The 20,295-nt window shown below is 68.5% G+C and carries 16 protein-coding genes and 1 pseudogene; 9 read left to right on the top strand and 8 right to left on the bottom strand.

Translation table 11 applies throughout. From position 1 onward, the window contains the following. Complete coding sequence (locus tag ACLBWH_RS17450) at positions 1-2,271, top strand: glycosyltransferase (protein WP_447800118.1); 2,271 nt, start codon at positions 1-3, stop codon at positions 2,269-2,271. A gap of 55 nt (positions 2,272-2,326) precedes the next feature. Beyond that, a complete protein-coding gene (locus tag ACLBWH_RS17445; RefSeq protein WP_322849065.1) occupies positions 2,327-3,610 on the top strand; it encodes a glycoside hydrolase family 130 protein in 1,284 nt (427 codons plus the stop codon). A 124-nt stretch (positions 3,611-3,734) separates the two neighbouring features. Here ACLBWH_RS17445 and ACLBWH_RS17440 read toward each other — a convergent pair whose 3' ends face one another. Further along, positions 3,735-3,863, bottom strand: coding sequence for a hypothetical protein (locus tag ACLBWH_RS17440; protein ID WP_447800116.1), 129 nt, complete (start codon positions 3,861-3,863; stop codon positions 3,735-3,737). A 167-nt stretch (positions 3,864-4,030) separates the two neighbouring features. Then, entirely contained in the window at positions 4,031-5,998 is a 1,968-nt protein-coding gene (locus ACLBWH_RS17435) for an OPT family oligopeptide transporter (RefSeq protein WP_447800115.1), read from the bottom strand. Positions 5,999-6,138: 140 nt separating this feature from the next. Between ACLBWH_RS17435 and ACLBWH_RS17430 the strand changes: the two genes are divergently transcribed. After that, positions 6,139-7,434, top strand: coding sequence for a homoserine dehydrogenase (locus ACLBWH_RS17430; RefSeq protein ID WP_447800113.1), 1,296 nt, complete (start codon positions 6,139-6,141; stop codon positions 7,432-7,434). Between the two features lie 156 nt (positions 7,435-7,590). Here the strand turns inward: ACLBWH_RS17430 and ACLBWH_RS17425 are convergent, their stop codons facing one another. The 4 genes from ACLBWH_RS17425 to ACLBWH_RS17410 are packed head-to-tail and all read right to left on the bottom strand — an operon-like array spanning position 7,591 to position 9,789. After that, positions 7,591-7,992 (bottom strand): hypothetical protein, encoded by a 402-nt coding sequence (locus tag ACLBWH_RS17425; RefSeq protein ID WP_447800112.1) that lies wholly within the window; start codon positions 7,990-7,992, stop codon positions 7,591-7,593. After that, the gene (locus ACLBWH_RS17420; protein WP_322849070.1) at positions 7,989-8,336 is read right to left on the bottom strand and encodes a hypothetical protein; all 348 of its coding nucleotides are present in this window, start codon (positions 8,334-8,336) and stop codon (positions 7,989-7,991) included. Before ACLBWH_RS17420 ends, ACLBWH_RS17425 begins: the two co-directional genes overlap by 4 nt. 57 nt (positions 8,337-8,393) lie before the next feature. Continuing rightward, the gene (locus ACLBWH_RS17415) at positions 8,394-8,825 is read right to left on the bottom strand and encodes a CoA-binding protein (RefSeq protein WP_447800110.1); all 432 of its coding nucleotides are present in this window, start codon (positions 8,823-8,825) and stop codon (positions 8,394-8,396) included. Positions 8,826-8,835: 10 nt separating this feature from the next. After that, on the bottom strand, positions 8,836-9,789 hold the full coding sequence (locus ACLBWH_RS17410; RefSeq protein ID WP_322849072.1) for an Mrp/NBP35 family ATP-binding protein: 954 nt from the start codon (positions 9,787-9,789) through the stop codon (positions 8,836-8,838). A 70-nt stretch (positions 9,790-9,859) separates the two neighbouring features. Here ACLBWH_RS17410 and hflK point away from each other — a divergent pair, with 70 nt between their 5' ends. From hflK to ACLBWH_RS17385, 5 genes and pseudogenes are all read left to right on the top strand, one after another. Further along, complete coding sequence (gene hflK / locus ACLBWH_RS17405; protein WP_447800108.1) at positions 9,860-10,987, top strand: FtsH protease activity modulator HflK; 1,128 nt, start codon at positions 9,860-9,862, stop codon at positions 10,985-10,987. Beyond that, complete coding sequence (hflC, locus tag ACLBWH_RS17400; protein WP_038661752.1) at positions 10,984-11,859, top strand: protease modulator HflC; 876 nt, start codon at positions 10,984-10,986, stop codon at positions 11,857-11,859. Before hflK ends, hflC begins: the two co-directional genes overlap by 4 nt. A 116-nt stretch (positions 11,860-11,975) precedes the next feature. Then, positions 11,976-13,541, top strand: coding sequence for a Do family serine endopeptidase (locus tag ACLBWH_RS17395; RefSeq protein WP_447800106.1), 1,566 nt, complete (start codon positions 11,976-11,978; stop codon positions 13,539-13,541). Positions 13,542-13,648: 107 nt separating this feature from the next. Then, positions 13,649-15,277, top strand: a complete 1,629-nt coding sequence (locus ACLBWH_RS17390) for a helicase HerA-like domain-containing protein (protein WP_447800105.1) — start codon at positions 13,649-13,651, stop codon at positions 15,275-15,277. 250 nt (positions 15,278-15,527) lie between these two features. Continuing rightward, a pseudogene (locus ACLBWH_RS17385) lies at positions 15,528-16,741 on the top strand (M20 metallopeptidase family protein). Positions 16,742-16,923: 182 nt separating this feature from the next. On the opposite strand, the gene ACLBWH_RS17380 reads toward ACLBWH_RS17385, so the two are convergent. Then, positions 16,924-17,880 carry an isopenicillin N synthase family dioxygenase gene (locus ACLBWH_RS17380; protein WP_447800103.1) on the bottom strand — a complete coding sequence of 319 codons (957 nt, stop codon included), beginning with the start codon at positions 17,878-17,880 and terminating at the stop codon, positions 16,924-16,926. Between the two features lie 345 nt (positions 17,881-18,225). On the opposite strand from ACLBWH_RS17380, the gene ACLBWH_RS17375 reads away from it, so the two are divergent. Next, positions 18,226-18,936, top strand: a complete 711-nt coding sequence (locus tag ACLBWH_RS17375; protein WP_447800101.1) for a M23 family metallopeptidase — start codon at positions 18,226-18,228, stop codon at positions 18,934-18,936. A 4-nt stretch (positions 18,937-18,940) separates the two neighbouring features. Here the strand turns inward: ACLBWH_RS17375 and ACLBWH_RS17370 are convergent, their stop codons facing one another. Continuing rightward, positions 18,941-20,116 carry an NAD(P)/FAD-dependent oxidoreductase gene (locus tag ACLBWH_RS17370; RefSeq protein WP_447800100.1) on the bottom strand — a complete coding sequence of 392 codons (1,176 nt, stop codon included), beginning with the start codon at positions 20,114-20,116 and terminating at the stop codon, positions 18,941-18,943. Between the last annotated feature and the right edge of the window lie 179 nt (positions 20,117-20,295).

The following is a 20,295-nucleotide window of genomic DNA, read 5'->3' as shown; positions in this document are numbered from 1 at the left end:
ATGTTTACGACCGCGGGGAATGGCGACGGAATCCAGCATCTGGCGATGATCGGCAACTTCCTGCCGCGCCAATGTGGTCTCGCGACGTTCACGACGGACGTGTATCAGGCGATGCGCGACCGTTTCCCCGATGTCCGCGTCGACGTCTATGCGATGGACGATCATCCCGGTCGCTACGACTATCCGCCCGCGGTGACCGGCACGATCCCGCAGAACGATCTGTCCTCCTATCTCACGACCGCCCGGACGATCGAGGCGAGTGGCGCGCAGGCGATCTGGGTGCAGCACGAATATGGCATCTACGGCGGTCCGGCCGGCGAGTATCTGCTCGCCTTGCTCGACCGGACGACGCTGCCGGTGATCGTGACGCTGCACACCGTCCTCGAAAAGCCCAATGCCGACGAGCGCCGGGTGCTCGAAGGTCTGTTGCGCCGCGCCGCCAAGGTGGTGGTGATGGCCGAGCGGGGCCGCGACATCCTGCGCCGGGTCTATGGTGCGGCGCCGCGTCAGATCGCGATGATCCCGCACGGCGTACCCGATCGCCCCTTCGTCGATCCCGAGACGCTGAAGCCGCGCTTCGGCTGGCAGGGCCGCGACGTGGTGCTGACCTTCGGCCTGCTCGCCCCCAACAAGGGGATCGAGACGATCATCGATGCGCTGCCCGCCGTGACGGAGCGCCATCCCAATCTGCTGTACGTCGTGCTCGGTGCGACCCATCCCAATCTCGTCGCGCATGAGGGCGAGGCCTATCGCGACCGCCTCAAGGCGCTGGCGGAAGAGCATGGCGTCGGCGACAACGTCGCCTTCATCGATGCGTTCGTCGAGCATAACGAACTGATCGACTATCTGCAGGCGGCCGACATCTACGCGACGCCGTATCTCAATCCGGCGCAGATCACCTCGGGCACGCTGTCCTATGCGGTGGGCGTCGGCAAGGCGGTGATCTCCACGCCTTACGTGCATGCGACCGAGATCCTCGCCGACGGTCACGGCGTGCTGGTCGACTTCCGCGACGTCGCCGCGTTCGCGCGCGAGATCGACCGGCTGCTGTCGAGCGCGCGCGATCGTACGCGGCTGGCGCAGCGGGCCTATGACCGCGGCCGCACGATGATCTGGCCGCGCCTCGCCGAGGCGACGCTGCACGAGACCGAGGTCGCCGTCGCCGCCCGCCCTAGGCGGCTGGCGCAGCCCCAGCAGGGTGTTCGCGCGTTGAAGCCGAATTTCGCCGCGGTCGAGCGGATGAGCGACGCCACCGGCATGTTGCAGCATTCGATCTATTCGGTGCCCGATCGCCGCCACGGCTATTGCATCGACGACAACGCCCGCGCGCTGATGCTGATGAGCGCGATGGACGATATCGATCCGGTCGAGCGCGACAAATGGACGACGATCTACGCCTCCTTCGTCCAATATGCGTGGAACCCGGACGAGCGGCGGTTCCGCAACTTCATGAACTTCGACCGGACGTGGTGCGAGGACGTCGGCTCAGAGGATTCGAACGGCCGTGCGATCTGGGCGCTGGGCGTCACCGCGCGCGACGGCAAGGACGCCAAGCATCGCGACTGGGCGCGCAACATGTTCGACGCGACGGCCAGCCTGGCGCTCGATCTGGGGTCGCTGCGTGCGCAGTCGTTCGCGATGCTCGGCGCGGCGGCGATGCTGGAAGCGTCGCCCGGTCACGATCTGGCGCGATCGATCCTCGAACGCTTCCCCGACGATCATCTCGCCTTGCTCGCCGAGGCGCGCCGGCCGGAATGGCAGTGGTTCGAGATCGTCCTCGCCTATGACAACGCGCGTTTGCCGCAGGCGCTGATCGTCGCGGGGCAGGCGCTGGAGCGGCAGGATCTGATCGTTTGCGGTCTGGAGACGCTCGACTGGATCGTCGCCAAGCAGACGTCGCCCGAGGGTCGGTTCCGCGCCGTCGGTACCGAAAGCTTCGGCCGGCCCTATGCCGAGCCGTTGCAGTTCGACCAGCAACCGCTCGAAGCGCAGGCGACGGTGGATGCCTGCCTGGCGGCGTGGCATGCGACCCGCGATACGCGCTGGGTGGCGGAGGCGGAGCGCGCCTATGCCTGGTATCTCGGCCAGAACGACCTCGATTTGCCGCTTGCCAGCCCGCTGGATGGCGGCTGTTTCGACGGGCTGATGCCGACCGGGCTCAACCGCAATCAGGGTGCCGAGTCGATTTTGGCGCTTCAACTGGCCAGTTGCGCGATTTCGGGGCTTTCAAAGTCGGCCCAAGGCGTGGCAGGGACGACGCGCGTCGCCTGATCGGTTCGGGCGGCGGTCCAGTCAACGACCCGACCGGCGAGGCTTAACAATCGCGATGGATCTGTTCACCCACCGCTTGCGGCTTCATGCCGATCCGTCCCGCGTGGTCGTCCGGCCGTTCCACATTGCGTGGGGCGGCAAGGGCGGCCCGCCCAACCGGACCGAGCGTCTGGTCGGCGAAGTGCTCGAAATGTCGTCTGAAGAGGCGCGCGAGCAGCTCGAGACGGTGCTCAAGGATTTCGAAGCGCGCCATTGGCAGACGCGCCGCGTGTTCATGACGCGCTATGACGAGATCGAGGATCTGCTCGGCCTGGACGGCGCCGAGATCAGCGACGAGAAGCGCCAGCTGATTGGTGCCTATTTCTGCCACGAATACAGCTATGCCGCCGCGGCGCTGATGAACCCCAGCGCGGTGCCGCATTTCGACCAGACGGGCATGCCCGAGGGTTCGATGCGCATCCTGATGAGCCTGCGATCGGTCGGCGAGGGGCATATCTCCTCGGTCGCGTTCCGCGAGGGGATCATCACCAGCGGCAACGAGCTGAAGCTGGCGCCTGAGCCGCCCTTCGCCACCGCGACCGACGTCGTCGGTGCCGGCGAGGACGAGATTCCCGAAGGCCCGGTCACCGTGTGGCGGCATCGCGATTCGACGCTGTCGGGCACCGTCATCTTCCCGATCACGCAGGCGCAGTCGAAGGGGCTGGAGGATCTGCGCATCGTCCACTTCCAGCATGAGGACGGCAGCCACGAATGGATCGGCACCTATACCGCCTATAACGGTTCGGTGATCCAGTCGGAGCTGTTGCGCACGCGCGACTTCCGCGCGTTCGATCTGGTGCCGATGTCGGGACCCGCGGCGCGCAACAAGGGCATGGCGCTGTTCCCGCGCAAGGTCGCCGGCCAATATATGATGATCGGCCGGCAGGACGGCGAGAATCTGTTCCTGCTCAAGTCGGACAGTCTGGAGCATTGGGACGAAGGCGAGAAGATCCTGACGCCGGTCTTCCCGTGGGAGCTGGTGCAGATCGGCAATTGCGGCCCGCCGATCGAACTCGACGAGGGCTGGCTGCTGCTGACCCATGGCGTCGGCGCGATGCGCAAATATTCGATCGGTGCGGCGCTGCTCGACAAGAACGACCCGTCGAAGGTGCTCGGCCGCACTCGCGAGCCGATCCTCGCCGCGAAGGATCAGGACCGCGAGGGCTATGTGCCCAACGTCGTCTACAGCTGCGGCGCGATCAAGCACGGCGACACGTTGTTTCTGCCGTACGGCATCGCCGACAGCTCGGTCGGCTTCGCCTTCGTCAAGATCAAGGACATGCTCGCCGCGATGGTGTGAGGCGCGCCCCGCGTTGGTCGCGTAATCCCGGCGAAAGCCGGGACCGATGGTCACGATGCGTGCTCGTTTCGCGCATCGTGCCGGCTACCGTAACCGCGGGTCCCGGCCTTCGCCGGGATGACGGCTATGTGTTGGGCTCGGTCTTGGCCCGTTTGGCCGGGATCCGCGACAGCTTGGTGAGCAGCAGCGGAATGTCGTCGGTGATGAACGTGTCGGTCGGCACGTCGACGCTCGACTGCAGAGCCTCGCTCACCCTCGCCAATCGGTCGCGCTTCTCTTGTGCTGACGATGTCACGACGAACCCCATGATACGCTAACTGAAAACCCGGCAATCACCGGCCGGGGGGGATGGCTGGGTGATCACCGGGTTCCGCTTCCTCAACGGCCGATCCTGCGCCGCGTTCCAACGGTTGGCCGCATTTAGGCGGCGACGGAGCGTCGCGTGTAGCGGTACAGGCCGGCGATCAGCGCCAGGAACGCGATCGTCCCGCCGATCAGCGCCGCCGTCTCGAACCCCGCCGGTGCGATCGCCAGCGGCGCGTCGGAATTGGTGAGGTAGACGATGATCGCGAAGCCGACGCCCCACAGGCTCTCGCCGACGATCATCCCGGTCGCGGTCAGCACGCCCATGCGCTTCGCCAGTTCGACATCGGGGGCCCGTTCCGCCCAGCGGTCGTAGAACGCGCCGATGACCGCGCCGATCACCACCGGCAAGGTCACCGCCATCGGCAGATAGACGCCGAGGCCGATCCCGAGCGGCGGCAGGCGCAGCTTGCCGAGCCGCCCCAGCGTCTCGTCGAGCAGGATCACGCCGACGCCGACCAATGCGCCATAGCCGATCATCGCCCAGTTGAGATCGCCGCCGAGCACGCCCTTGGCGAGCGCGGAGATCAGCGCCGCCTGCGGTGCGGCGAGCGCGTTCGGGCCGGCGCCGGGCGCTCCCTGGAACCCCAGCGTCGTCGCGAGCAGTTCGAGCACCGGCGGCACCACGAGGCTGCCGAAGATCACGCCGAAGATCAGCGCGACCTGCTGCTTCCACGGCGTCGCCCCGACGAGCTGGCCGGTCTTGAGATCCTGCAGATTGTCGTTCGAGATGGTCGCGACGCCGAAGACGATGCCGGTGACGATCAGCGCATAGGCGACCAGCGCCTGCGTCGTGTCCGGCCCCGCGCCGCGGCCGAACAGGCCGACGAGCATCAGGCTGGCGGCGAGCACGGAGAGGATGCCGATCCCCGACACCGGGCTGTTCGACGCGCCGATCAGGCCCGCCATATAGCCGCACACCGCGGCGATGATCAGCCCGAGCACCAGCACGAACACCAACGCGCCCGCGATCAGCACCAGCGCCGATCCCTCCAGCGGCCCGCCCGCGATCACCGACCACAACAGGCCGGCGATCGGCACCAGCGTCGCCAGCGTCACCGCGACGACGATGCCGATCGACAAATCGCGCTCGCCGAGTTCGAGCACCGCGCCGCCGCGCTTCGCCTTGCTCGCCGCGATCGACGAGCGGATGCCGCCGAGCACCGGCCCGATGATCTTGAGCAAGGTCCAGATCGCCGCGACGCCGATCACGCCCGCGCCGAGGAAGCGCACGTCGGTGCGGAACACGCCGCCGACCCACGCCTCGATGCCGACGCTGGCGGCGGCGGGCGACAGGCCGGTGAGGATGGGCAGCGCGATCCACCAGCCGATGACGACGCCGGCGAACATCGCCAGGCCGACCGACAGGCCGACGAGATGCCCCGCACCGATCAGCGCGAACGACAGCCCGCCCGAGATCGCGGTCGCACCCGCGCCGGCGCGGAAGAAATGCGCCGCCTCGGCGACCACCAGCTTGGTCTGGGTCAGCACCGCGAAACCCGCCGAAACCAGCGCGTTGACGACGATCAGCCGCAGCCCGCGCGTGCTCTCCGCCTCGCCCGCGCGGCTGCCGGCGCCGACCATCAGCACCTCGGCGGCGGCACGGCCTTCGGGATAGGGCAGGTCGGTGTCGACCACCAGCGCGCGGCGTAGCGGCACCGAGAACATCACGCCGAGGATACCGCCGGTCATCGTGATCCCGGCGGTGAGCAGATAGGGGAAACCCTGCCACCAGCCGATCATCACCAGGCCGGGCAGCACGAAGATGATCGCCGCCAGCGTCCCCGCCGCGGAGGCAACGGTCTGGACGATGTTGTTTTCGAGGATCGTCGCGCCGGGCAGATAGCGCAGGATCGCCATCGAGATCACCGCCGCGGGGATCGAGGTGGCGAAGGTCAGCCCCACTTTCAGCCCGAGATAGACGTTGGCGGCGGTGAACAGCAGGGTGATGAGCCCGCCGAGCAGGATGCCGCGGACGGTCAGCTCGGCGACGGGCCGGGTGGTGGGGCTGGGGGCGGTGGCCATCAGGGAAATGCGCTCGCTGGCAAAATGGAAGTACCGCGGGTTGTGGCACGGCACGCGGCCGTCGGGCAATGGCGGCGACGTGCGCGACATAAAGCTGCGCCGTCTCGACAGGCGACGCGCCTTTCCGCTAGGCGGCGGCCATGGATAGCAACACACCCTTGCGCGTCGCCCTCGCCGGGCTCGGTACGGTCGGCGGCGGCGTCGTCCGCCTGCTCGACACGAACCGCGATCTCATCACCCGCCGTGCCGGCCGCCCGATCGAGATTGTCGCGATATCCGCGCGGGATAGGTCGAAGGATCGTGGCGTCGATCTCGGCCGCTTCGCCTGGGTCGACGACATGCGCGATCTCGCCGGCGGCGACGGCGCCGATGTGGTGGTCGAGCTGATCGGCGGCGCCGACGGCCCGGCGCTGACGCTCGCCCGTACCACGATCGCGGCGGGCAAGGGATTCGTCACCGCGAACAAGGCGATGATCGCACACCATGGCCTCGAACTCGCGCAGGCGGCCGAGGCTGCGGCGGTGCCCCTCAAGTTCGAAGCGGCGGTGGCCGGCGGCGTGCCGGTGATCAAGGGGCTGCGCGAGGGCGCCGCCGCCAACCGGATCAGCCGGGTCTATGGCATCCTCAACGGCACCTGCAATTTCATCCTGTCGAAGATGGAGGCGGAGGGGCGCGACTTCGCCGACGTGCTCGCCGAGGCGCAGGCGCTCGGTTACGCCGAATCGGACCCGAGCTTCGATATCGACGGCGTCGACGCGGGGCACAAACTGTCGATCCTCGCCAGCCTCGCCTTCGGCACGCGACCGGCGTTCGGCGACGTGTCGGCGACGGGCATCCGCCACGTCATCGCGGCCGACATCGCAGAAGCGGCGGCGCTCGGGTATCGCGTGCGGCTGGTCGGGGTCGCGGAGGCCGATGCGCATGGCCTGTTCCAGCGCGTCCACCCGCATCTCGTGCCGGTCGACCATCCGCTCGCGCACGTCACCGGGTCGCTCAACGCGGTGGTGGCGGAGGGCAATTACGTCGGCCGCCTGTTCTTCCAGGGCGCCGGCGCGGGCGAGGGCCCGACCGCGAGCGCGGTGGTCGCCGACCTGATCGACATCGCACGCGGCGAATATGGCTCGCCTTATGCCATGCCGGCGGCGGCACTGACCGTCGAACCCGCCGCCGACACCGGCGAACGGCGGGCGCGATCCTATCTGCGATTCACCGTGCAGGATCGCGTCGGCGTGCTCGCCGAGATCGCCGCGGCGATGCGCGATGCCGGCGTGTCCATCGAGAGCCTGATCCAGCGCGGCGTCGCCGCCGACGGCAGCGCGATCGTCGCGATCGTCACGCACGAAGGTCCGGAACGCGCGGTGGTCCACGCGCTGGAGAAGCTGCGGGGGTCGCAGAGCCTGTCCGGCCAGCCGCTATGGATGCCGATTCTGGGGTGACCCCATATTCCTCCCCCGCCAGGGGGAGGGGGACCGTTCGGCGAAAGCCGAATGGTGGAGGGGGAGGAAAGGGCGGAAGCGCTGTCATGACACTCCGTCCCCTCCTCCCGCGCCGACACCGCTTCGCGCTACCACCTTCCCCTGGCGGGGGAGGAATTACGGCGTGCTGAGGTCGATTGCCACGCGGCCGCGCTTGTCGGGTTTATTGGCGAAGGCGGATTTGGCGACCTTCGCCAGCGCGCCGACGAGCGGTACGATCGGCGGGCCGAAGCCGACGGTGCAGCCGCGAAGCGTCGCCGCGCAGGGCGGGGCCTCCAGCGCCAGCGCGGTGGTCGCTTTCAGGTCGCGGTTGGCGCCGCGGCCGGGTGACGGCCCTATTTCGTCGGGGAGCGGCAGCGTCTGCGACGATGTGCCGTCGGCGCAGACGACGATGTCGGTCTTGTCGGCCTGCGGCATGCACGGCTGCGGCGTGAGGATCGACCAGCGTTGCGGTGCGTCCGGCGCCGGCGCCGGCGTCGCTGCCGCAGTGGCCTGAAGGGCGATCGCGAGCCAGATCATGGCGCGAGCGGCCGGTTGGTGACGCCGCTGACGCCGGTCGCGCTGCTCACCGTCACACCCGCCATGCCGCCGCCGACGAGGAACGGGCTGAGATCCTGCACCGGATTGGTACGGTTGAGCAGCCGGTCGCGCTCGACGCGCACCGCCTCATGCTTGGGATCGCCCGCATCGTGCTCGACGAACGGCACGCGGAAGCGATCGGCGCGACGCCGGCCGCAAACGGTGATGTCGGTCTTGTTGGGATCGGTGGTGCAGCGATCGCCGGCGATCAGCGACGACGATCGCGCGATGACCGTAGCGGGGTCCTCGGTCGGGGCGGCAAACAGCAACAGCAGCGCAAGCATCCAGCCCAACTCCCATGACGAGCGGTGCCGGCATCCTCGCCGAGCCGGGCCGGCGAATCAAGCCTCGATCGGGGCGACGCCGAGCCGCGGGATCTCGATCGCCGGGCAGCGGTCCATGACCACCTGCAGCCCGGCCGCCTCCGCCCGTGCCGCCGCGGCCTCGTTGATCACGCCCAGTTGCAGCCAGACCGCCTTGGCGCCGATCGCGATCGCCTCGTCGACCGCCTCGCCCGCGGCTTCGGGGCGGCGGAAGATGTCGACGATGTCGATGGGATCGCCGAGCTGGTGCAGGTCGCGGAAGACGAATTCACCGTGGACGTGCTCGCCGGTGATCTGCGGATTGACCGGGATGACGCGATAGCCGTGGCGCTGCAACGCCGCCATGACGCCATAGGATGGCCGATCAGGCCGGTCCGAGGCGCCGACCAGAGCAATCGTCCGTGCGCCTTCCAGCAGCGCCTTGATCGCGGCATCGTCGGTCAGCGGCATGATCGTCTCCTCAATGGGCGCGCAGCCAGTCGTCGACCTGACCCGCTATCGCATGGAACGCGGTCGCATCGGCGCCGTTCCCCGCCGCCGGCGGCTGGCCAGCGTCGGAGGCGGTGCGGATGCCGATCGCCAGCGGTACCCGGCCCAGGAAGGGCAGGCCGAGCCGTTCCGCGGTCGCCTGCGCGCCGCCATTGCCGAACGGATCGGACAGTTCGCCGCAATGCGGGCAGACATAGCCGGCCATATTCTCGACCAGTCCGATGATCGGGATACCCGCCTTGTCGAACAGGTCGATCGCGCGCGCCGCGTCGATCAGCGCGAGGTCCTGCGGCGTCGAGACGATGATCGCACCCGCCGGCTTGTGCTTCTGCACCATCGTCAGCTGCACGTCGCCGGTGCCGGGCGGCAGGTCGAGCACCAGCGTGTCGGTCGCGCCCCAGTCGGCATCGACCAATTGCGTCAGCGCGCCCGCCGCCATCGGCCCGCGCCAGGCGATCGCCTTGCCCGGCTCGATGAGCTGTCCCATCGACAGCATCGGCACGCCATAAGGCGTGGGGACGGGGTCGAGCACCTTGTCCTTGGCGGTCGGACGCTGGTCCTCCGCCGCCATCAGCCGCGGCTGCGACGGACCGTAGATATCGGCATCGACCAGCCCGACGCGGCGGCCGCGCGCCTTCAGCGCGATGGCGAGATTGGCGGCGAGCGTCGATTTGCCGACGCCGCCCTTGCCGCTTCCCACCGCGATCAGGCGACGATGGATGCGCTCGGCGGTGACCACCAGCCGCACCTCGCCCGTCCACGCCGCGCTCGCCGCGGCGCGGACCGCGGCTTCCAGCGCGTCGCGCTCGGCGCCGCCGAGGCCGGTCGCGTCGAGCACGATGCCGGCGCGTGTGCCCTCGAACCGGACCGTCGCCCGCTCGCCCGCGGCGGCGCGGACCGCGGCAATCGTTACGTCTTGTGTCATGCGGCACCAGATAGGCCCGCGTCGGCGGCTTGCCACTGTTTTTCCGCGTCCGCCTTCTTATAAGGAAAGGATGAATATCCTGCCGGGCCGCAAAAGCCGCCCTCCCATTCTCGCTGCTGAAACGCCCAAGGGTCCCTGGGGACCGGGCGATGACGCCAATGGCGGCGCCAACGGCGGTGGTCCGCGCAATCCGTGGTCGCTGCCGCCCGGTGCCCGCAAGACCGGCGCCAAGCCGACTGCGCTCGACGAATTCCTCCGCAAGGCGCGGGGCGGCGGCGGCGGCGGGAACGGCGGCGGGCTCGGCGGCCTGCCCGGCGCGCCCAATGCGCGCGCTTTGTGGCTGATCGGCGCGGGGATCATCCTGCTGGTGTGGATCCTCTATACCTCGATCCACCCGATCGCGCCGCAGGAACGCGGCGTCGTCACCTATCTCGGCCGTTACTCAGGTACGCTCGATCCCGGTATCGCGATGACGATGCCGGCGCCGATCGCCCGCGTCGTCAAGGTCGACGTGCAGAACATCCGCATCGAGAATTTCCCGGAGAGCGGCACCGAGAATCTGATGCTGACCCGCGACCAGAACATCATCGATCTGGCCTATGCGGTGCGCTGGAAGATTTCGAGCCCGCAGAATTTCGTGTTCCAGATCGACCGGCCGCGCGACACCGTGCGTGCCACCGCGGAGAGCGCGATGCGCGAGGTGGTGGCGAACGTCAGCCTCGATTCGGCGCTCGGGCCGGGCCGTGCGCTGATCGAGAACCAGGTGCAGGAGCGGATGCAGAAGGTGCTCGACGATTATAAGTCGGGCATTGTCGTCGTCGGCGTCGGCATCAAGCAGGCCGATCCGCCCGCGCGCGTCAACGATGCGTTCAAGGACGTCACCGCCGCGCAGCAGGATGCGCAGGGCGTCCGCAACCAGGCGCAATCCTATGCCAAGCAGGTCGTCGCCCGTGCCGAAGGCGAAGCGTCGCAGTTCGACAAGGTGTACGAACAATATCGCCTCGCCCCCGAGGTGACGCGCCGCCGCATGTATTACGAGACCATGGAGGCCGTGCTGGCCAAGTCCGACAAGACGATCGTCGAAGCCAATGGCGTCGTGCCCTATCTGCCGCTCGACCGGACGCGGCGACTGCCCGATGCCGCGCCGGCACAGGCGACCCAGGTGCAGCCCGCACCCGCGACGGGAGGCGGCCAGTGAACGGCCTCTGGCGTCACCCGATCGCGCTCGGCCTCGCCGCGCTGGTCCTCGTCATCCTGTTCTCGGCGACGATCACCATCGTGCCCGAGACGCAGCAGGCGGTGATCCTGCGCTTCGAGCAGCCGGTGCGCACCGTCAACGCGTGGAAGCCGAACGAACAATTCGGCCGTACCGGTGCCGGCCCGATCCTGCGCATCCCGTTCATCGACCGGCTGGTGTGGCTCAACAAGCGCGTGCTCGACGTCGACTACGACAATCAGCAGGTGCTCTCGTCGGACCAGCTCCGGCTCGAGGTCGACGCTTATGCGCGCTTCCGCATCATCGATCCGCTGAAGGCGGTGAACGCGACCGGCAGCACCTCGCAGACCGAGGCGGCGATCACCGAGGCGCTGCGCCCGTTGCTCGGCAGCTCGATCCGCAACGAGCTCGGCAACCAGCCGTTCGCCACCCTGCTCAGCCCCGAGCGTGACCAGGTGATGGACAATATCCAGACCCGCATGCAGCGGCTCGCCAGCCAATATGGCGTGCAGATCGTCGACGTGCGCATCAAGCACGCCGATCTGCCCGACGGCAGCCCGCTCGACCGCGCGCTCGCCCGGATGGCGACCGCGCGCCAGCAGCAGGCGACGACGATCCGCGCGCAGGGCCAGAAGGAAGCGCAGATCATCCGCGGCGAGGCGGATGCGGCGGCGGCGCGCATCTATGCGCAAAGCTTCACCAAGGACGCCGATTTCTACGACTTCTACCGCGCCATGCAGTCCTACCGCCACACCTTCGGAGCGGATGGCGGACCGGCGCCGAGCGGTTCGACGTCCATCATCTTGTCACCCGGAAACAGTTACTTGCGTGAGTTCGAGGGCAGAGGGCGTTGATCCGCAGGGATTGAGCCCCCAGCTTTCGGGCGTATGAACATTCAAGCGGCGTTCAGGCGTTTGGGTCCACTAAGGCACCAATTCCGACCGCCCTTCATGAAGAGGATTTTCTCCTAGTGCGCTACGCCTACGCCATTACCAGTGCGCTTCTCCTCGGTGGCGCGACCGCCACGCTGGCGCTGCAGCCGAGCACCGCGCAACAGGCCCAGAACGAGCCCGGTGCGATCCAGGCCGCCGCGCCCAAGGCCGGCGCGCCGATGAGCTTCGCCGACATGGTGGCCAAGTTGCAGCCCGCCGTGGTCAACATCTCGACCAAGCAGACGATCGTCCAGCGCCAGCCGGCCAACCCCTTCTCGGGCACGCCGTTCGGCGACCTGTTCGGCGGCATGGGCGGCGGGCAGGGCGGCGCACCGGTGAAGCGCGAGGGCGCGTCGCTGGGCTCGGGCTTCCTGATCTCGCCGGACGGCTATGTCGTGACCAACAACCACGTCATCGCGCCGGGCGCGGAAGGCGCGACGGTCAATTCGATCACCGTCACGCTGAGCAACAACAAGGAATATACCGCGCGCGTCGTCGGCAAGGACCAGGATTCGGACCTTGCGCTACTCAAGATCGATGCGGCGGGCCTGCCGTTCGTGAAGTGGGGCGATTCGAGCCGCTCGCGCGTCGGCGACTGGGTGCTGGCGATCGGCGAGCCCTTCGGCCTCGGCGGCACGGTGACCGCGGGCATCATCTCGGCGATCAACCGCGTCACCGGTCAGGGCGGCGCCTACGACCAGTTCATCCAGACCGACGCCTCGATCAACCAGGGCAATTCGGGCGGCCCGATGTTCGACCTCAACGGCAACGTGATCGGCGTCAATTCGCAGATCTTCAGCCAGTCGGGCGGCAATATCGGCATCGGCTTCGCCATCCCCGCGGCGACCGCCAAGCCGATCATCGAGACGTTCATGAAGGGCGGCAAGATCACCCGCGGCTATATCGGTGTGTCAATCGGCGGCGCGGTCAACGACGATGCCGCCGCGGCGCTGGGCATCCCGAAGAACCAGGGCGAATTGATCGCGCGCGTTGAGCCGGGCGGCCCGGCGGCGAAGGGCGGCCTGCGTGCCGGCGACGTGGTCACCAAGATCAACGGCCAGCAGGTCACCCCCGACCAGACGCTGACGCGCCTCGTCTCCAATCTCCAGCCGGGCACGACCGCACGGTTCGAGGTGTTGCGCGCCGGACAGCCGACGACCGTGAACATCCAGGTGGTGACGCGCCCGACGAACGACCAGCTCAAGGCGCTGGCCAACGGCGGCGAGGATTCGGGCGGCTTCGGCCCGAACGATTCGCAGACGGACGGCAGCGACGATGACGGCACGGGCAGCGCCGGGCCGACCCAGGGCAGCACCGCGCCGCTCGGGCTCAACGTCCAGCCGCTGACGCCGGGCATCGCCCGTGCGGTCGGCGTCGATCCCACCGTGCAGGGCGTGGTTGTCGCATCGGTCGATTCGTCGAGCGACGCCAATGGCAAGATCAAGCGCGGTGACGTGATTCAGGCGGTCAACAGCACGCCGGTTCGCACTTCGGCCGACGTCGCCCGTCTCGTCGCGCAGGCCAAGGCCGCCGGCCGTCCGCAGGTCCTGCTGCTGGTCCAGCGGGGCCGGATCCCGGGCTTCATCCCGGTGAAGATCAAGTAAGCGCCTGTCGCTTGCTGGAGAGAGAGGGCCGTCGCTCACCCGAGCGGCGGCCCTTTCCTTTTGCCCGATCGCCGGGGTAGGTCTGCACCACGACAACAGGAGCGGACATGAGCGACGGCATCTTCATCGGCCTCGGCGGCGGCAAGCCGCAGACGCTCGACCTCAGGCGCGCCAACCGCCACGGCCTGATCGCCGGCGCGACCGGCACCGGCAAGACGGTGACCCTGCAGGGGATCATCGAGGGCTTCTCCAAAATCGGGGTGCCGAGCTTCGTCGCCGACGTGAAGGGCGATCTGTCCGGCCTCGCGATGGCGGGCTCGCCGCAGGCCAAGACGCACGCCGCCTTCGCCGCGCGCGCCGCCGAGATCGGCGACACCGACTGGGTCTATGCCGACACGCCGGTGCAATTCTGGGACCTGTACGGCGAGCAGGGCCATCCCATCCGCACCACCGTCAGCGAGATGGGGCCGCTGCTGCTCTCGCGCCTGATGGACCTCAACGACGTGCAGGAAGGCGTGATGACGATCGCCTTCCACGTCGCCGACAAGGAGGGGCTGCTGCTCCTCGACCTCGACGATCTCCAGGCGATGCTGGCGCATTGCGCGACGCGCGCCGACGAACTCACCACCACCTACGGCAACGTCTCCAAGCAATCGATCGGCGCGATCCAACGCTCGCTGCTCCAGTTGCGCACGCAGGGCGGCGACCATTTCTTCGGCGAACCCGCGCTGGAGATGGACGATTTCCTCCGCACCGACGACAAGGGCAGGGGGATCGTCAATATCCTCGCCGCCGACAAATTGATGGCCGCGCCCAAGCTCTACAGCACGTTCCTGTTGTGGCTGATGAGCGAATTGTTCGAGCATCTTCCCGAGGTCGGCGATCCCGACAAGCCCAAGCTCGTCTTCTTCTTCGACGAGGCGCATCTCTTGTTCGACGATGCCCCCAAGGCGCTGCTCGACAAGATCGAACAGGTCATCCGCCTGATCCGCTCGAAGGGGGTGGGCATCTATTTCATCACACAGAACCCGATCGACATCCCCGATACGGTCGCCGGCCAGCTCGGCAACCGCGTTCAGCATGCATTGCGGGCCTTCACCCCGCGCGATCAGGCGGCGGTGCGCGCGGCGGCGGAAACGTTCCGCGCCAATCCCGGCGTCGACGTCGCCACCGCGATCACCGAATTGAAGGTCGGCGAGGCGCTGGTGTCGTTGTTGCAGGCGGACGGCTCGCCCGCTCCGGTCGAGCGCACGCTGATCAAGCCGCCCGCCAGCCGCGTCGGCCCGGTGACGCCGCAGGAGCGCGCGGTGATGATCCAGACCGACGCGATCGGCGACAAATACGACACCGCGATCGATCGCGAATCGGCCGAGGAGATCCTCGCCGCCAAGACGCAGGAGGCGGCCGCCTCCGCAGCCGCGGCGCGCGCGCAGGACGATGCCGCCAAGGCCGCGGCGGTCCAGGCCAAGGCCGATGCGCAGGCCGCCAAGGAGGCCGCCCGCGCGCAGGCGGCGCAGGCGAAGGCGGACGCTGCGGCGGCGCGCGAATCAGCCAACTCCCCCTGGTCGAAGGCGATGACCTCCGCCACCCGCGCGGCGAGTTCGTCGATCGGCCGGCAGGTCGCCAACGAGATCGGCAAACAGGTGTTCGGCGCGGGCTCGCGACGCTCGTCGGCGAGCGGCGGGCTGGTCGGGACGGTGTTGCGCAGCGTGCTGGGGAATCTGATCCGGCGGTGAGGGCGGGGGGCTCGTCATCCCGCCCCCTTCGTCATCCCGGCGAAGGCCGGGACCCATGGTTACGGCACATTTGCGGTTTCGCGCCACTATCGACGTTCCGCATCCATGGGTCCCGGCTTCTGCCGGGATGACGAAGGGGGGGCGCCGTCACATACCCCAATCCCCGCGCAATTGCGTGTCGCCCAACCCCACCCCTACCTCGACAACGCCACCGCACCGGCGCAAACTGCGGCAGAAACGGAGCCTCATCATGTCCCTCGACGCCCCCCTCCTCGATGATTGGACCGCCGCCGGCGAAGCCGAGCTGGCCGATATCGTCACGCTGCGCCGCGCGATCCATGCCGAACCCGAGATCGGTCTCGACTGCCGCCGCACCACCGCCAAGATCAAGGCGGCGCTCGCCGGCCTGCCGCTCGACTATCACGAGGGTCCGTCGACCAGCGGCCTGATCGCGATCCTACGCGGGCAGAAGGGTGACAACGGCCGCACCGTGCTGCTGCGTGGCGACATGGACGCGCTGGCGATGGAGGAGGAGACGGGCCTCCCCTTCGCCAGCACCATCCCGGGCCGCATGCACGCCTGCGGCCACGATTCGCATACCGCGATGCTGGTCGGCGCCGCCCGCGCGCTCGCCGCACGCCGCGACCAGCTCCCCGGCACGATCGTGTTCATGTTCCAGCCGGGCGAGGAAGGGCATCACGGCGCGCGCTTCATGCTCGACGATGGCCTGCTCGACGTCGCCGCGCCCGACGCCGCCTTCGCGCTGCACATCACGCCCAACGCCCCCGCCGGCGTCGTCATCACCCGCGCCGGCTCGATCATGGCCTCGGCCGATACGGTGCACGTCGTCGTGCGCGGCGCCGGCGGCCACGCCGCGATGCCGCACGATTGCATCGATCCGGTGCCGGTCGCCTGCGAGATCGTCACCGCCTTCCAGACCTATGTCGCACGCGCGATCGCGGTCACCGACCCCGCGGTGCTGTCGATCACCAAGATCGAGGCGGGATCGGCGCACAATATCATCCCCGGCGAGGTCCGCATGCTCGGCACGCTGCGCACGCTGTCGGAGGCGACGCGCACGACGATGCGCGCCGCGATCAAGCGTATCGCCGAGAATATCGCCGCGGCGCACGGCGCCACCGCCGAAGCGTGGATCGACGAGGGCTACCGGTGACGGTCAACGACCCGCGCGGCGCGGCGCTGATCGAGCAGGTCGCGGGCGATCTCGGCCAACCCTTCGCGCCGATGCCGCAGCCGATGATGGGCGCCGAGGATTTCTCCTACGTGCTGCGGAAATTCCCGGGCGCCTTCGCCTTCCTCGGCGTCGCCCCCGCGGGCAGCGATCCCGCGACCAACCCGCCGCTCCACAACACGCGCATGACGATCGAGGAATCGGTCATGGCGAAGGGCGTCGCGATGCATTGCGCGATGGCCACGCGCTATCTCGAACGCGGCTTCGACTGACCGGATATCTCGACCGCCCGTTCAGGGTTATCGCATCGGCAGGAGCGAGGCCCGATCGGTTTCCCCATCGGGTTCGTCACCCCGGACTCGTTCCGGGGTCCACCCTGCGGTGAGGAGAGCGGCTCTAGGTTCGGGTGCGCTCCTGCAGACCGGTGGACCCCGCACGCGTCGGGGGCAACGCGTCACCCCTTGATCAACCCGATCTCCACCAGCCGCTGGTGCAAATAGTCGTGCGCGGTGATCGGCTGTTCATACCGGTTCGGGTTCGCCGCGCTGATCGTCTGCGGCAGCGTCTCGATCAGGAAATCGGGCGCGGGATGGAGAAAGAACGGCATCGAATAGCGCGAATGGCCGCGGCGCTCGACCGGCGGGTTGACGACGCGGTGCGTGGTCGATGGCATGACGTGGTTGGTCAGCCGCTGCAGCATGTCGCCGACGTTAACCACCATCGCGCCCTCGGGCGGCTTGATCGCCAGCCATTCGCCGGTCGCGCGGTCGAGCAGTTCCAGCCCCGCCTCCTCGGCGCCGAGCAGCAGCGTGATCAGATTGATATCCTCGTGCGCGCCCGCCCGCACGCCTTCGGCATCCGCGGGGATCGGCGGGTAATGGAGCAGGCGCAGCACCGAATTGCCGTCCTTCACCGCCGGATCGAACCAGTCGGGAGCCAGGCCGAGGTGCCGCGCGATCGCCGACAGCAGCCGGTCGCCGGCACGGTCGAAGGCGGTGAACAATTCGAGGAACGTGTCCTTGAACCCCTCGGGCCGCGTCGGCCAGATGTTGGGCGCCATCACGTCGGCGTAGCGATGCCCCGCCGGCAGCTCGCGGCCGATATGCCAGAACTCCTTGAGGTCGACATGCGCGGCGTCCTTGGCGATCTCGGTCTTGAACGGCGTATAGCCGCGCGCGCCACCGCCGCCCGCGACGAAATAGTCGCGCTTCTCCGCCTCGGGCAGCGCGAACAGCGCCTCGGTCTCGCGCCAGGCGCGTGCGATCAGATCCTGCGGCACGCCATGGTCGGCGACGATCGCGAAACCGAACCGCTCGAACGATTCGCCGAAGGCTGCGGCGAAGCCGTCGGGATCGCCGGCCTGATCGGCGAGGCTGAGCGTAGGAACCTGGGCGGAAGTGGAGTCGAGCATGCAAGCCATCCATTTGATGAAGCGGACGTTATAGGCTGCCCGATCGGGCGCGTCATGCCCCCCGGCATGCGGCTTCGGCCGCGCGGCCGGTGGCCTGCATGATGATCCGAACCGGCAGCACCGTTCCCCGTCTTCGAACCCGCGCGACGCGGCCGATGTGATGGTGTCGCATCGTTTCGGCGCAGCCCCAAGCCGCTTGATCGCGGCGACCCGCGGCGGCTCTTGTGGTCGCACGCGAAATGCGGGCACACATCGATCGTCAGGGACGCGGTGGGGCTGCGGTTTCGAGACGAGGGAATAGGTCGCACCCGTCGCCACGGGCGCGGCGCATCATATTGGGGTCCGATGAGCATTTTCGCCCGTACAGCCACGATCGTCGCCACGTTCGGCGCGCTCACCCTCGGTTATGGTGCAGCCCAGGCGCAGGACGGCGCGGCGCGGACCGCGGTCGCGGCGAAGGGCACGGGCGGCCCGATGCTCGACGCCAACGGCGCAGAGGCGCAGGCGGACCTCAAGGCCGATGCGCAATTCCGCACCCTGTTCCAGAGCTGGAAGAAGCTCGACATGCGGCCGCAGGGCGCGATCGCCATCCCCTCGGTCCAGCCGGTTCAGCATCTTCAGTTCACCAGCAATTTCGGCATCCGCTCCGACCCGTTCCGCGGCACGGCGGCGATGCACGCCGGCGTCGATATCCCCGGCCCGGTCGGTACGCCGATCTACGCCACCGCCGACGGCATCATCGATCACGCCTCGCGCCTCGGCGGCTATGGCAACATGGTCGAGATCAACCACGGCAAGGGCATCGCCACGCGCTATGGCCATCTGTCCAAGATCCTCGTCGAGGACGGCGCCCGCGTCACCCGCGGCCAGCTGATCGCGCTGATGGGCTCGACGGGCCGTTCGACCGGCCCGCATCTCCATTACGAAGTCCGCATCGACGGCCATGCCGTCAATCCGATCCCGTTCCTGACCACCGCCGATTACCTGCTCGCCTCGCAGGATCGTGCCGTCCACGCCATTCCGGTTTCGACCGACGGCCCCGCCGCGCAGGACTAAGTGGTCAGAGCGCCTGTGCCGCGGCCCAGCCGCTCGCCCAGGCCCATTGGAAGTTATAACCGCCGAGCCAGCCGGTCACATCGACCGCCTCGCCGATCGCATGCAGGCCCGGCACCCGCCGTGCTTCCAGCGTCTGCGATGACAGATCGGCGGTACTGATCCCGCCGACGGTCACTTCCGCCTTGGCGTATCCCTCGCTGCCGTTGGGCATGAATTGCCAATGCGCCAGCCGTCGCGCCGCCTCGTCGAGCCGGCGGTCGGGGATGTTGCCCAGCTCGACGGGCAGTTCCAGGCGCTCGACCAGCGCCTCCGCCAAACGGTCGGGCAGCGTCGCCGCCAGCGCCCGCCGCAGCGTCGCACGCGGTTGCATGCGCTTGGCGCTCATCAGCCAGTCGCGCTCCGCATCCGGCACGAAGTCGATCGCGATCGGCTCGCGCGGCCGCCAATAGCTCGACACCTGCAGGATCGCAGGTCCCGACAGGCCGCGATGCGTGAACAGCGCCGCCTCGCGGAACCGCGCCTTGCCCGCGGTCGCCACGACATCCGCGGCGACGCCCGACAGCGTCCGGAACAGGGTTTCGTCGCCGCCCAGCGTCAGCGGCACCAGGGCCGGTCGCGGCTCGACCACCTTGAGCCCGAACCGGCGGGCAAGATCGTAAGCGGCGCCGGTCGCTCCCATCTTGGGGATCGACGGCCCCCCGGTGGCGATCACTAGTCGCGGCGCGCTGACCGTGCGGCCGGGCAGGGCGACGGTGAAGCGCGTGCCATCATGGCCGATCTCGCCGAACGGCGCGGACAGCGCGACCTCGACCCGTCCCGCATCGCATTCGTCGAGCAGCATCGCGACGATCTGCCGCGCCGATCCGTCGCAGAACAATTGCCCCAGCGTCTTCTCATGCCAGGCGATCCGGTGGCGCTCCACCAGGGCAACGAAGTCGCTGGCGGTATATCGTCCGAGTGCCGATTTGGCGAAATGGGGATTGGCAGAGACATAGCGATCCGGCGCGGTGTGCAGGTTGGTGAAATTGCACCGGCCGCCGCCCGAGATGACGATCTTCTTGCCGGCCGCGTCGGTGTGATCGACCAGCAGGACGGACCGGCCGCGCTGCCCGGCGACTGCCGCGCACATGAGTCCGGCCGCGCCGGCGCCGAGGATGATCGCGTCGTAAGTGGAAGCCATGCGGCCACCTAACGCGTGTCGTCGGCTTTGTCGCGCAAGGCCGGCCAGGGCTGCACAGGATGCCCGCTGGCGAGCATTCCCCCCTGAAAATGTCGTAAAAGTGCAATTTGGTGTTGACGGGCCGGGGTGGCCGGCCTAGATGGGTGTCACCGCAGCGGTGGCCTACATGGTCACTGAGG

This window comes from Sphingomonas sp. M6A6_1c, assembly GCF_053345135.1.
This window is presented reverse-complemented; position numbering and strand designations above follow the sequence as displayed.